The organism is Streptomyces sp. CRCS-T-1 (assembly GCF_024442335.1).
Lineage (GTDB): Bacteria > Actinomycetota > Actinomycetes > Streptomycetales > Streptomycetaceae > Streptomyces > Streptomyces koelreuteriae.
In genome coordinates this window covers 1,860,482-1,872,676 of sequence record NZ_CP101651.1, presented here as the reverse complement: position 1 = coordinate 1,872,676, position 12,195 = coordinate 1,860,482, and the positions used below count along the sequence as shown (strand labels likewise).

The 12,195-nt window shown below is 73.0% G+C and carries 11 protein-coding genes; 3 read left to right on the top strand and 8 right to left on the bottom strand.

Annotated elements, in window-relative coordinates:
• Positions 1 to 125: 125 nt before the first annotated feature.
• Positions 126 to 1,403: a sensor histidine kinase gene (locus tag NNW99_RS08235; RefSeq protein ID WP_215118048.1), complete on the top strand. Its 1,278-nt coding sequence runs from the start codon at positions 126 to 128 to the stop codon at positions 1,401 to 1,403.
• Positions 1,391 to 2,059, top strand: a complete 669-nt coding sequence (locus tag NNW99_RS08230) for a response regulator transcription factor (protein ID WP_215118047.1) — start codon at positions 1,391 to 1,393, stop codon at positions 2,057 to 2,059. The genes NNW99_RS08235 and NNW99_RS08230 overlap by 13 nt, the downstream gene beginning before the upstream one ends.
• Positions 2,060 to 2,104: 45 nt before the next feature.
• Here NNW99_RS08230 and NNW99_RS08225 read toward each other — a convergent pair whose 3' ends face one another.
• The 7 genes from NNW99_RS08225 to NNW99_RS08195 form a co-directional block, all read right to left on the bottom strand.
• Positions 2,105 to 3,274 (bottom strand): glycosyltransferase family 4 protein, encoded by a 1,170-nt coding sequence (locus NNW99_RS08225; RefSeq protein WP_215118046.1) that lies wholly within the window; start codon positions 3,272 to 3,274, stop codon positions 2,105 to 2,107.
• 128 nt (positions 3,275 to 3,402) lie between these two features.
• Entirely contained in the window at positions 3,403 to 4,545 is a 1,143-nt protein-coding gene (locus NNW99_RS08220; RefSeq protein ID WP_251057745.1) for a glycosyltransferase 87 family protein, read from the bottom strand.
• A 440-nt stretch (positions 4,546 to 4,985) separates the two neighbouring features.
• Positions 4,986 to 5,477 (bottom strand): CinA family protein, encoded by a 492-nt coding sequence (locus tag NNW99_RS08215; protein WP_215118044.1) that lies wholly within the window; start codon positions 5,475 to 5,477, stop codon positions 4,986 to 4,988.
• Between the two features lie 153 nt (positions 5,478 to 5,630).
• Positions 5,631 to 5,861, bottom strand: coding sequence for a hypothetical protein (locus NNW99_RS08210; RefSeq protein WP_215118043.1), 231 nt, complete (start codon positions 5,859 to 5,861; stop codon positions 5,631 to 5,633).
• A gap of 33 nt (positions 5,862 to 5,894) precedes the next feature.
• Positions 5,895 to 6,350, bottom strand: coding sequence for an SRPBCC family protein (locus tag NNW99_RS08205; RefSeq protein WP_215118042.1), 456 nt, complete (start codon positions 6,348 to 6,350; stop codon positions 5,895 to 5,897).
• A 58-nt stretch (positions 6,351 to 6,408) separates the two neighbouring features.
• Positions 6,409 to 7,746 (bottom strand): carotenoid oxygenase family protein, encoded by a 1,338-nt coding sequence (locus NNW99_RS08200; protein WP_215124202.1) that lies wholly within the window; start codon positions 7,744 to 7,746, stop codon positions 6,409 to 6,411.
• A 2-nt stretch (positions 7,747 to 7,748) separates the two neighbouring features.
• Positions 7,749 to 9,059: an MFS transporter gene (locus tag NNW99_RS08195; protein WP_215118041.1), complete on the bottom strand. Its 1,311-nt coding sequence runs from the start codon at positions 9,057 to 9,059 to the stop codon at positions 7,749 to 7,751.
• A gap of 135 nt (positions 9,060 to 9,194) precedes the next feature.
• On the opposite strand from NNW99_RS08195, the gene NNW99_RS08190 reads away from it, so the two are divergent.
• Complete coding sequence (locus NNW99_RS08190; protein ID WP_215118040.1) at positions 9,195 to 11,858, top strand: AAA family ATPase; 2,664 nt, start codon at positions 9,195 to 9,197, stop codon at positions 11,856 to 11,858.
• On the opposite strand, the gene NNW99_RS08185 is transcribed toward NNW99_RS08190, so the two are convergent.
• Positions 11,820 to 12,194 (bottom strand): DUF2255 family protein, encoded by a 375-nt coding sequence (locus NNW99_RS08185; protein ID WP_215118039.1) that lies wholly within the window; start codon positions 12,192 to 12,194, stop codon positions 11,820 to 11,822. The genes NNW99_RS08190 and NNW99_RS08185 overlap by 39 nt on opposite strands.
• Position 12,195: the final 1 nt, after the last annotated feature.

Below are 12,195 nucleotides of genomic sequence, written 5' to 3'. Positions count from 1 at the left end.
CGCCCGGGTCAGTGGAGCTGCACAGAGTCCTGGAGGGCGGGTTTTCCCTACCATCCGCCGAGGCCACCGGCCGATTAGAGTGACCGTGGACCCGCACGCGCACGGCCCTCGGAGGAATACCAACCATGACCGTCGCCGTCTGGGAGGCCCTGCGAGAACGCCCCCTGCGTTTCGCGCTCTCCGCCTGGCCGCTGCGGTGCTGGGCGTTCCTGCTGAGCGGCACGGTCGTGGGCTTCTTCGTGCTGCTCCTGCTGGCGGTCCTCCTCTTCGTGGGGGTCGGACTGTCCGTGGTGGGCGTCGGGCTGGTCGTCCTCATGGCCGTCGCCGTCCTGGGCATCCCCGTCGCCACGCTGGAGCGGCACCGGTTACGGCTCGTCGAACCGGAACCACTCCTGGACCCGCACGGTTCCCTGCCCGGCACAGGCGCCTGGCCCTGGCTGCGCACCCGGCTGCGTGAGCGGGCCACCTGGCGGGAGCTGGGCTACACCCTCGCCCTGGGCGTCGTCTTCACCGCCACGGGGATCGGCTTCACGGCCCTGCTCGGCCTGTCCTTGATGCTGACCGCCACACCGGTCATCGTGTGGGCGATCGCCCCCGACACGGTGATGCTGGTGCCCGGCCGGTCCATCTCCGACCCCCTCGCGGCCCTGCCGGGCAGCGCCGCGGGACTGCTCGGACTGCTCGTCTCGGCCTATGTCGGCGGCCTCCTCACCGGCGCACAGGTGTGGGTCGCCCAGTCCCTGCTGTCGGCGCGGGACGAGGACTTGAGCACGCGCGTCATCGAACTGACCCGCTCCCGCGCCCGGTTGGTCGACGCCTTCGAAGCGGAGCGACGACGTATCGAACGCGATCTGCACGACGGTGCGCAGCAGCAACTCGTGGCGCTCAGCATGACCCTGGGGCTGGCCGAACTGGAGCTGCGCGGCAAGGACTCGCCGGCCACCCCGCTCATCGCCCGCGCCCGGGGCGAGGCCCGCCAGGCCCTGGACCAGCTGCGTTCCCTGGTGCGCGGCATCCACCCCCAGGTCCTCACCGACCACGGACTGCCGGCCGCCGTGTCCGAACTGGCCCTGCGCAACCCGATTCCGGTGGCCGTCGACCTGCATCTGCCGGACCGGTTGCCGTCGGCGGTCGAGACGACCGCGTACTTCACCGTCACCGAGGCGCTGACCAACGCCTCCAAGCACAGCGGCGCCGACCAGGTCAGCGTCGTAGGCCGGCTGCGCGACGACAAACTGGTCCTGCTCATCACCGACAACGGGCACGGCGGAGCGGATCCCGCCGCCGGAGCCGGTCTGCAAGGATTGGCCGACCGCGTGGCCATTCTCAAAGGGAGACTCGTCGTGACCAGTCCCGTCGGCGGACCCACACAACTGCGGGTGGAGGTGCCGTGCTCCGCGTAGTGCTCGCCGAGGACGCCGTCCTGCTGCGCGCCGGCCTCGTGGAACTGCTGTCCCGGGTCGGACACGAGGTGACCGCCGCCGTGGGGGACGCCGCGGAACTGGCGCGCGCCGTGGACGCCGACCGGCCGGACGTGGTCATCACCGATGTGCGGATGCCGCCCGACTTCCGCGACGAAGGCCTGAAGGCGGCACTGGAACTGCGCGGCCGGCACCCGGGCCTGCCGGTTCTGGTGCTGTCGCAGTACGTCGCCACGGCCTACGCGACCCAGTTGTTCAGCGGCGGTTCGTCGGCCGAGGGAGGACTCGGGTACCTGCTGAAGGACCGGGTCGGGGAGGTCACCGACTTCCTCGACGCGCTGGACCGCGTCGCCGGCGGGCAGACCGTCATCGACCCGGAGGTGGTCCGGGTGCTGCTGCAGCAGCGGACCGCCGACGAACCGCTGGGGCGCCTGACACCCCGTGAGCGGGAGGTGCTGGCTCTCATGGCGGAGGGACTCAACAACCAGGCCATCGCGGGGCGGCTCACCATCACGGAGGCGTCGGTGGTCAAGCACTCGAGCAACATCTTCATGAAGCTGGACCTCGACCCGGCCGAGGGCAACCGCCGCGTCCTGGCGGTCCTCGCCCACCTCCGGCGGGAGGCCCCACAGGTCTGACCGGCGGGCGCACCGCGACCGCCCGCGGCGGAGCCTGAACCGTCGTCAGCCCTCCCCGTCACCCCGCCCGGACACCACCGCCTCGAGGTCGGCGCCCGGGGAGAGCAGCCGCGTCAGCCGCTGCGCCGACGTGTCCCAGGACCACTGCGAAGCCACCCATGCCCGGCCGGACTCGCTCATCGCCGCGGCCCTCTCCGGGGTGCGCAGGATCCCGGACACCGCGCGGGCCACGGCCCCCGCGTCAGCGCCGTCCACGACGGTGCCCGTCACCCCGTCGACGACCGCGTCCGGCGCACCGCCCGAGTCCCCGGCGACCACGGGCAGCCCGCTGGCGGCCGCCTCCAGGAACACGATGCCCAGCCCCTCCGCCTCGAGCCCGCCCTTCCGGGTCCGGCACGGCATGGCGAACACGTCCGCCGCCGCGTAGTACGAGGCCGTCGCCGAGTGGTCCAGCCCACCGACGAACACCACGTGCCCGTCGGCGTGCCGGCGCGCGAGCCCCCGCAGCCGCTCCTCGTCCGGACCGCTCCCCACGATCACCAGCACCGCCTCCGGCACGGCTCGCCGTATCGCGGGCAACGCCCGTATCAGCATGTCCTGGCCCTTGCGCCGGACCAGCCGCGAGACGCACAGGACGACCTTGCGGCCCACGATGCCGTGCTGCTCCCGGATCTGCCGGGCCCGGCCGGGGAGAGGCAGGAACGCCGCCGCGTCCACGCCCGGAACCAGCCGTACCAGTGCGGCCCGCGGCCCCAGCGCAGGCGCGATACGGCGCCGGGTGTACTCGCCGAGGTACGTGACGGCGTCCACGTGGTCCCCGATGCGCCGCATCACCTGCCGGGCGCCCGGTGTGCGGGCCCACCAGATCTCGTGACCGTGTGTCGTGGCGACCATCCGCCGTATCCCGCCGCGCCGCAGCGCCGGCGCCATCGCCGCGAGCGGAGCGGCGGCCCCGAACCAGACCCGGTCGCAGCCGTACCGCCGGGCGATCTCCAGGGTGCGGCGGGTCACCGCGGGGGTGGGTAACAGCATGCGGCCGGGGTCCCGGACCACCGGGAACGGCAGGGTGGCGTCGTAGGCGGCGGCACCCGGCTCACTGGAGGTGTGGACGACCACGTCATGGCCGGGGACGCGGGTCGCCATGGCATGGACGAAGGTCTCGATGCCTCCTTGGCGGGGCGGAAAATCGTTGGTGACGATCAGAGTGGTGCCCATGATGGGTCGCTGCCTCCGGGACGGGGGTGATCAGGCGGTGAAGAGGTGGTTGCCGCAGTCGTGGGTGACGCCGCTCGATGGGGCGCTCCACCGCAGGGCCGCCCCCACCGCCGCGGTCCGACGGGCCCTCATCGGGCACCCCGCGCCAGCGGAACCGGGACCGGGCGCGCGGGCCGGGACGTCCGTACGACGACGTCGTGGGCGGGCACCTTCCGGCGGGCGCCGCCCACCAGCCGGGCGAGCACGGCCAGGGTGAGAGGCAGCGCGAGGTATCCGAAGCGCCCGGCGGGCGCGAGGAGGAAGGCGACACACAGGCCGACGGCGAGCCGGTCGGCGGCCGACACGAGATCGTGCGGCGGCCGGACCAGGAGGGACACGGCGACGGCCAGCCCACCGGCCGACAGCAGGGCCACCGCCGCGTACCAACCGGCCGGCCCGAGGTCGGCGAGCAACCGGCCCGGCAGCGGACTGGCCGCCGGGGTCTCGAACGGCCCGCGCCCGGTCGGGAACGCGAACACCTGCCGCACCAGGGGGCCGGGTGACAGCAGCGCGCTCGGCAGGACGAGCAGGACGGTGCTTCCCACCGCCACGGCCGCCCCGCGCACGGCCTTCCGGATCCCTCCGTGGTGGGCGAGCAGCGCCACGGCGACCGCGACGGCGGGCCAGGCCGTCCACTTGAGGGAGCAGGCGGCAGCGAGCGCCAGCCCGGCGGCCACCGGTCGCCGCCGCGCCGCGAACACCAGCGCCAGGAACAGCAGTCCGGTCAACGGCAGGTCCACGCCGCTGACGCAGAGCGGAAGCGCCACGGCCGGCGAGGCGACGAGCGCGCCGACGGCGTAACCGCTCGCGACGCCGCCGGTGGCAGCGGAGGGGGCGCCGGTCCGGTGCCCGATCGCACGCCGGGCCGCCCACAGACAGCCCAGGAACGCCACCGCGCACCAGAGGCGGGCATCGCCCAGCAGTCTGGGCAGGGGGCCACCGTCACCCAGCACCGCGCGCGGCAACCCGAACACGGCCATGCCCGGCAGGTAGGGGGTGACCTCGACCACCGTGCGGGGATCCGCCAGATACGGGGTGGCCTGGCGCAGCGTCAGCATCCCCGAGCGCTCGACCACGCCGACCTCGCTCTGTGCCGTGCCGGTCAGCACCAGCAGCGCGAGGGGCACGATGACGGCACCTCCGACGGCCAGCCACACCGAGACGGCGAGGCCGCGAGAGCGGGACGACAGCGCGGCGACCGCCGCGCAGAGGTAACCCAGGCAGGCGCTCATGCCCCACAGACGGTGTGGCTCGGGTGCCGTGATCAACGGAAAGACAGCGGCCCACCCGGCTGCCACGAGCCAGCCGCCGCACCACAATTTCCGCTTGTCTGGACGAAGTTGAGCCCGATGAATCAGCACTCGTCCATTGCATCGGGAGCGTCAGACCAGGTCATGACGGCCAGGTCGAGACCTGATGGTCGGGTTTTCCCCACCAACGTGGGCTTCACCGCACAGGTCATGGAGCGAGCCGTCCGATGGCTGCTGCCGTGCGAGTTCGGCGGCGACCTCGGCGGCCGTCGGGCGATGAGTTGCTATGCGCTGATAAGGCTGCCTGTCGCGAACACCGTTCCCGCCTCGGACGTGGCTCTCGCCGATGATGCCTGTCCAGGATTTCTGAAACGCCAGGCAGGTTGAGTCCTTCGGGTGCTGGCGGGGCCGCAGTGGTGCCGTCAGCTTCCCTCGGAGCGGTTCAGGTGGTCGACAAGCAGGCTCAGCGCCCGCTCCACAGCCTGGCGGCGCACCTCGTCGCGAGTCGTGCCGGTGCTGTTGAACTCGTGGGAGACCGTGCGCCCCGTGTCGGAGATGCCGATGTGGACGAGGCCCACGGGCTTGCCGTCCTGGCCGGTGGGGCCGGCGACGCCGGTGGTCGAGATGCCGAAGGAGCTGCCGAACAACTCCCGTACGCCGTGGGCCATCTGCTCGGCTGTCGCGGGGCTCACAGGGCCGTCGGAGGCGAGGGTCGTCTCGGACACGGAGAGGACCGTCGCCTTGGAGTCCGTCGCGTAGGTGATCGCGCCGCCGCGGTAGTAGTCCGACGCGCCCGGAGTGCTGGTGATCGTCGCGCCGAGCAGGCCGCCGGTGAGGGATTCCGCCGTGCTGACGGACAGACCGCCGGCGCGGAGCAGCGACCCGAGCCGCGCCGCGATGTCCTCCAGTGACACTGAGACTCCTTCGTTGCGGGCGGGCGCGGGGGTGGTGGCCGTCGCCGCGCGTGCCCATTGAATCAGCTGAATCAGCCGAAGTGGGAAGGCCGGGCGATACAGGCCGGCCCCGGGAATCGCCATGGGATTCCCGGGGCCTGGAAGGTGGAGCGTCTAGCGGCCGATGTCGTTGATGTTCACCGGGAGGAGGCTCGTGAGCGGGTTGAGGGCGTGGGTGGTTCGGCTGAGGAGGTTGTCGCCGCTCGTGCTCACGGAGGTGCTGCTGGACCGGTCCTTGGACTGGGCGCCCTTGTCGCCGGGGTCGGCGGCGTGGGCCGTGTGGGCGGTGCTCAGGGCGGCTCCTGCGAGAGCCAGGGCGGCGAGTGCGCGTCGCGTGTTGGTCATGCACTGCTGAACGAGGACGGGCCGTATGCGTAACTAGGCCAAATCGGCGCACTCCGCCGCCCTCTTGAGAGCGTTGAGCCAGCTGCTCAGTGATGCGTCCAGCGCGGCGGCCAGGTTGTCCCGGTCGGCGTCGACCGGCGCGCCCGACCAGGACTCCCGGGTGCGGACCACGACGCCGTCGCCGTCCTCGGTGAAGGTCCACTCGTGTACGCCGGTGATGCCGTGCGCGGGACCGCCCCAGAGGATGCGGCGCCGGGCTTCGACGGCGTAGAGGGTGGAGTCGATGGACAGGCCCGCGGTCGTCCAGTGGAAGGTGCTGCCGGGGGCGAGAGGGCCGTCGAGCCGGGCCTCGGCGATGTCGGGCTGCCAGGCCGGCCAGGAGCCGATCTCGGTGTGCAGCTCCCAGATCCGGTCGAGGGGAGCGGCGATCCGGATGGTGTGGTCGGCGATGACGGGGGCGGTCTCGTCGATCGTCGTGGGGTGGGTCATGGTCAAGGCTTCTCTTCCTCGGGTCTTCCTCGGGGGTTGGGTGTGGTGGAGAGGCCGATCAGGCCGACTGCTCCGCGTCCGGGATCCAGTCCCCGTGGATGCCCGCCGGCACCCTCCGGGGAAGTTCGACGGCGGCCACGGTGCTCAGGTCGCTCGCGTCCAGGACCAGCAGTTCCGAGGCGTCGGCCTTGAGGTCGCTGACGATGGTGAGCAGGTAGCCGTCGTCCTCGGTGGTCGCGCCCTCGGCGGGTGTGAAGACGGCCTCGCCGGGCATGCGGCCCTCGCCGTGGGAGAGGAGCTTCTCCCGGCCGGTGCGGGTGTCGAGTTTGACGGTGTGGTAGCCGGACAGGCCCGCGCCGGGGAAGGCGATGGCGTAGCTGTAGCGGTGGGCCGAGCCGGTGTGGGCCTCGTTGATCGACGGGAACTCGGTGACCAGGCTGTTGAGGGATTCCGTGGTGACCTTGCCCGTGGCCGGGTCGATGATCCACCGGTGGAAGGTGGAGCCGGCGGCGGGGCTGGTGCCGTAGCCGGGAGCGCCGACCCACCACTTCCAGGAGTTCTCCCAGGCGGAACGGTCGAAGCGCGGCGCTTCGAGGACGATCCGGCCCTGGGGGTCGGTGTAGGCGTTGGCGATGTGCAGCAGGGCCGCCTGGTCGGGCGCCTCGAACCACGTGGTCCGGCCGCCGGCGCGCGGCATCACGCCGATGCGCAGCGGGACGTCGTCGTGCCAGCGGTAGGGGATGCCGGAGTGCTCGGCGTGGTCGAAGACCACGGGCGAGTTGATGAAGACGACGTGCTCGCGGGTGATGGCGAAGTCGTGCATCAGCGAAGGGCCGGAGCCGTCGACGAGGTGGGAGGTGACGATGTCGCCGGTCGCGTCGGCGACGTAGTAGGTCAGGTACGGCGGGAAGGGGCTGTAGCTGAAGAAGTGCAGCTCGCCGGTTGCCGGGTCCTCCTTGGGGTGGGCGGTCATCGAGCTGGTGAGCTTGCCGCCGAAGTCGTGGACGCCGATCGTGTCGAGCTCGGCGGTGACCTCGTAGGGCAGGTTGGCCTCCTGCAGGGCCAGATAGCGGCCCCCGTGGAAGACGATGTTGGTGGCGGCGGCGCTGACCTCCAGCTCGGTTCCGGTGAACGGCACGCCGTCCAGGAAGGGAGTGCGCACCCAGCGGTTGCGGTACCACTCGGCCCGGCCATCGGCGAGGCGTACGCCGTGCAGCATGCCTTCGCCGCGGAACCAGTGGGTGGGGGTGACGCCCGGCTTGGGGTTGTGGCCGTTGCGGAAGTAGCGGCCGTTCAGCTCGAGCGGGAGGGTGCCGCGCACCTTCAGCTCGCGGCCGGTGATCTCGTCGGTGACAGGGGTGAAGTGGCCGTTGATGTACGGCTTGTCGAGGGTCATGGTCATGCCTTTCGGGTGGAGGGGGCCGAGAGAGTCGAGAGCGCTGAGATGAGCAGGGCCAGGGCGGCGCAGGCCGCGAACGCCGTGCCGGGGGAGGGGAACAGGGTCAGGAAGGACAGGCCGATGGCTCCGCCGATCTGCCGGGTGGCGTTGACGAGCCCGCCGGCCAGGCCGTTGTCGGCGGCCGGGACGCCCGTGGAGGACAGCGCGGTGAGCCGGACGAAGGCCGCTCCCAGCCCGATGCCGATGAGGAGCGTCGGGCCGAGCAGGTCCACGAGGAAGGTGCCGTCGGTCGGAGTCCGGGACAGCCAGGCCAGTCCGGCCGCGAGGGCCAGCAGGCCCACGGGGAGGAGCACGCGGCGGCCGGAGAGCCGGCCGGTGAGCCACGACGCGAGGGTGACCATGAGGGCGAGGGGGAGCTGGGTCAGCCCGGCCTCCAACGGCGTGTAGCCGAGGGCGCGTTGCTGGTAGAGGGGCAGGAAGTAGAACAGGCCGAGCCAGACCGCGCCCAGCAGGGCCATCAGCACGTTGGGCACCGCCACCACGCTCATGCGCACCGGCAGCAGCGGGTCGGCGGCCCGGCGCTGGAGGACCGCGAACAGGCCGAGCAGCGCCAGACCGATCACCGCGAGCGGCCAGGGGCGGCCTGACAGGCCGTAGGTGAGCGCGACCAGGCCCGCCGTCACCGTCACCGTGCCCGGCGCGTCCATGCTTCCGCCGCGTGGCCGGTCGGCACCGACCAGCAGCCGGGTGGCCACCAGGACGGCCAGGGCGAGGGGCACCATCACGACGAACACCGCACGCCACCCGTACAGGCTGGTGAGCAGACCGCTCAGCAGCACGCCCGCCGCCCCGCCGGCACCGGAGACCGCGCCCCACACACCGAGTGCGGTGCCGCGCCGTCCCCCGTCGGGATAGAGCGTCAGTACGAGGGCCAGCGCCGTGGGCGCCAGCAGCGCGGCACCGATTCCCTGCACCGCCCGGCAGACGATCAGCACCATCGCCGTCGGCGCCAGTGCCGCGCCCAGGGAGGCCAGGGCGAACAGGCCGGTGCCGAGCAGGAACACACGGCGCAGACCGAGGACGTCGCCCGCGCGGCCACCCGGCAGCAGCAGTGCGCCGAAGACCAGGACGTAGGCGTTGACCACCCACGCCTGGCCCGTGTCCGACAGGCCGAGCCCGGTCCGGATCTGCGGCAGGGCGACGTTCACGATCGACGTGCTCAGTACGACCAGGAACTGGGCCGTGGCCAGGACCGCCAGCGGCATCCAGCCGGTGGTGGTGGTCGTCCTTTTCGGTGCGGTGCGGGTCATGGCTCGACACTCGCAGCGGGCGTACGCCGCTCGCGTCGGTAGTCATCACCTATACGTAGCCCAGGAGTTGGGCCGTCGTGCCGGACACCCCGGGGCGCGTTCCCCTGCGGCGTACGACCGCATAGGTTGTCGATCATGCCCGAGAACTGCACAGATGTACTGATCGGTCGCCAGGACGAGATACGCCGGTTCGACGCCCTGCTCCGAGCGGCACGGGAGGGCCGGGGCGGCGCCCTGGTGCTGCGGGGTGAGCCGGGCATCGGCAAGAGCGCGCTGCTGCGGCGTCTGGACGAGTCCGCGACCGGGTTTCTCGTCATGCGGGCGTCCGGCGCCGAGTTCGAGATGGAGCTGCCGTTCGCCGCGCTGCACCAGTTGCTCGCGCCCGTCACCGGCGGGCTGACCGCGTTGCCCGCGCCGCACCGCAAGGCGCTGGAGATCGCCTTCGGCCTCGACACCGGCACACCCGATCCGTTCCTGGTCGGGGTCGCGTCGCTGGGCCTGCTGGCGGAGACCGCGCGGGAACGCCCGCTGCTGTGCGTCGTGGACGACGCGCAGTGGCTGGACCGGGCGTCGGCCAAGGCGCTGGCCTTCCTGGCCCGCCGGGTCTCGGCCGAGTCGATCGTCCTCGTGTTCGCGGCCCGTGAGCCGAGCCGGCTGCCCGAACTGGACGAGCTGCCCGGCCACGCGCTGCGGGGCCTCGGTGCGTCGGATGCCCGCGCGCTGCTGGCCGCGGCGGTCCGCGCACCCCTGGACGAGCGGGTGCGCGACCGCATCCTGGCCGAGGCACGCGGCAACCCCCTCGCGCTGGTGGAGCTGCCCGCGACCGCCGGACTCGCCGGGATGGCGGGCGGCTTCGACCAGCCCGACTCGGTACCCGGCGTGATCGAGCAGAGCTTCCGGTCCCGTCTGGAGCTTCTGCCGGAGGCGGCCAGGACGCTGGTGACCGTCGCCGCCGCCGACCCGATCGGCGATCCGATCCTGCTGTGGCGGGCGGCCGAACACCTGGGCATCGACGCGACCGCCGTCGCGCGGTCCGTCCCGCTGGTCGAGTTCGGCACCAGGATCCGGTTCAGCCACCCGCTCGCCCGCTCGGCGGCCTACCGCGCCGCGGCGCCGGAGGAGCGGCGCAGGGCGCACGAGGCGCTGGCCGCCGTGACCGACCCGGTCGCCGACCCCGACCGGCGGGCCTGGCATCGCGCCCAGGCCAGTGCCGGGCCGGACGAGCAGGTCGCCGACGAGCTCGAAGCCTCCGCCCACCGCGCCCGGGAACGCGGCGGTGTCGCCGCCACGGCGGCCTTCCTCGCCCGCTCGGCGGCGCTCACGATCAGCCCGGTCCGGCGTGCCGAGCGGGCCCTCGCCGCGGTCGAAGCCAAGCTCGCGGCGGGTGACTTCGACACGGCGGCCGATCTGCTCACCACCGTCCCCGCCGACGAGCCGGGCCGGGCCGCGAGGGCCGACCTGCTGCGGGGCAGGCTGTCGTTCGCCCGCCGCCGGGGGGACGAGAGCCCCACGGCGTACCTCGTGCGTGCCGCCGCCCGGCTGGCGGACACCGATCCCGACCGGTCACGGGAGTGCGCGCTGGACGCCATCGAGATGGGGCTCCTGCTGGGCGGTCTCGACGACGTGGTGCAGGCCGTCCGGAAGACGACGCCGCCGGGCGGGGCGGGCCGCGGTTCCGCGGCGGTTCTGGCCGGGCTGATCAGCCTGGTCGGGGAGGGGCATGCGGCGGCGGGGGAGATCCTGCGGCCGGTCGTCGCGGACGCCGGCGACGAGGTGTGGGCCAGACGGCCGTCACTGGGCTTCATGGTGGCCACCGAGCTGTGGGACTTCGACGCCCTGTGCGGCATCGCAGCCCGTGCCGTCGCGGCCGGCCGCGCGTCGGGATCCTTCCACACGCTGCCCGTCGCACTGGCCATGCGGGCCACCGCGAACGTCCACCGGGGCGACTTCGGCGCCGCGACGGAGCTGATCTCCGAGGAGGAGGCGATCGCCGACGCCACCGGCGCGGCACCGCTGGTCTATCCGCGCCTCCACCTGGCCGCCATGCGCGGGCGGCGCCAGGAGGCCCTCGACCTGTTCGCGTCGGTGGACCACCGTATGAGCCTCAGCGTGGCATGGGCGACGGCCGTGCTCGGCAACGGCTTTGCCGACTACCCGGCCGCGCTGGAGGCGGCGAAGCAGGCGGTCGAGTACGGCGCCGTCGGCACGGCGGGCCTTGCCCTGCCCGAACTGGTCGAGGCGGCCGTGCGGTGCGGCGAGACCGAGGTCGCCGCCGCGGCCCTGACGTCCCTCCAGGAGCGCACGCGGGCGGGCCGGCACGCCTGGGGGCTCGGCGTCGAGGCCTGCGCCCGGGCCCAGGTGACCGAGGACGAGTCCGCCTACCAGGAGGCGATCGGCCTGCTCGACGACAGCGCGCTGGTCGTCTACCGGGCCCGGGCGCAGCTCCTGTACGGGGAGTGGCTGCGCCGCCAGGGCCGGCGGCGCGACGCCCGGTCGGCGTTGCGGACGGCGCACGAGTCGCTGTCCGGCCTCGGCATGGAGGCGTTCGCCGAGCGCGCGGCGGGCGAACTGCGCGCCACGGGCGAGCAGGCCCGCGGTCGTACGTCCACGGCATCGGACGAGCTGACGATGCAGGAGACGCACATCGCACGCCTGGTCGCCGACGGCGCCACCTCCAAGGAGGTCGCGGCGAAGCTGTTCCTCAGCCCGCGGACGGTCGACGCGCATCTGCGCAACATCTTCCGCAAGCTCGGGCTCACGTCACGCAGGCAACTGCGGGACCTGCCCGGCCTGCGCTAGCCGCATGGTGGTGGCCGCGGCCTCGGACCCGTTCATGGACTCCACGGGCCCGGGCCAGGCCAGACCGTACTTGACCCGGTAGGCGTCGGAGACCCGACGGACGAGCTCCGGGTCGCCCACCGGCAGGAGACGGACGGGCAGGCGGACCCCGCCCACCGCCACCTCCGTCTCCGCGTGCCGCAGAACCCGGCGGTACCAGGCGCCGCGCCGCCCGAACGCCGAGCGGACGTACGCCTCCCCGTCGACCACCACCACCCAGAGAGTCCTGGCCGACCACCGGCCGCTCGCATGCCGTACCCACAAGACGATCTCCGTGCGATCCATGACAGCGTCCATG

What these genes read in the sequence shown, in the direction of transcription:
- NNW99_RS08235 (WP_215118048.1), top strand. Translation starts at nt 126, where the DNA reads ATGACCGTCGCCGTCTGGGAGGCCCTGCGAGAACGCCCCCTGCGTTTC.
- NNW99_RS08225 (WP_215118046.1), bottom strand. Translation starts at nt 3,274, where the DNA reads ATGGGCACCACTCTGATCGTCACCAACGATTTTCCGCCCCGCCAAGGA.
- NNW99_RS08220 (WP_251057745.1), bottom strand. Translation starts at nt 4,545, where the DNA reads ATGAGCGCCTGCCTGGGTTACCTCTGCGCGGCGGTCGCCGCGCTGTCG.
- NNW99_RS08210 (WP_215118043.1), bottom strand. Translation starts at nt 5,861, where the DNA reads ATGACCAACACGCGACGCGCACTCGCCGCCCTGGCTCTCGCAGGAGCC.
- NNW99_RS08205 (WP_215118042.1), bottom strand. Translation starts at nt 6,350, where the DNA reads ATGACCCACCCCACGACGATCGACGAGACCGCCCCCGTCATCGCCGAC.
- NNW99_RS08200 (WP_215124202.1), bottom strand. Translation starts at nt 7,746, where the DNA reads ATGACCCTCGACAAGCCGTACATCAACGGCCACTTCACCCCTGTCACC.
- NNW99_RS08195 (WP_215118041.1), bottom strand. Translation starts at nt 9,059, where the DNA reads ATGACCCGCACCGCACCGAAAAGGACGACCACCACCACCGGCTGGATG.
- NNW99_RS08190 (WP_215118040.1), top strand. Translation starts at nt 9,195, where the DNA reads ATGCCCGAGAACTGCACAGATGTACTGATCGGTCGCCAGGACGAGATA.
- NNW99_RS08185 (WP_215118039.1), bottom strand. Translation starts at nt 12,194, where the DNA reads ATGGACGCTGTCATGGATCGCACGGAGATCGTCTTGTGGGTACGGCAT.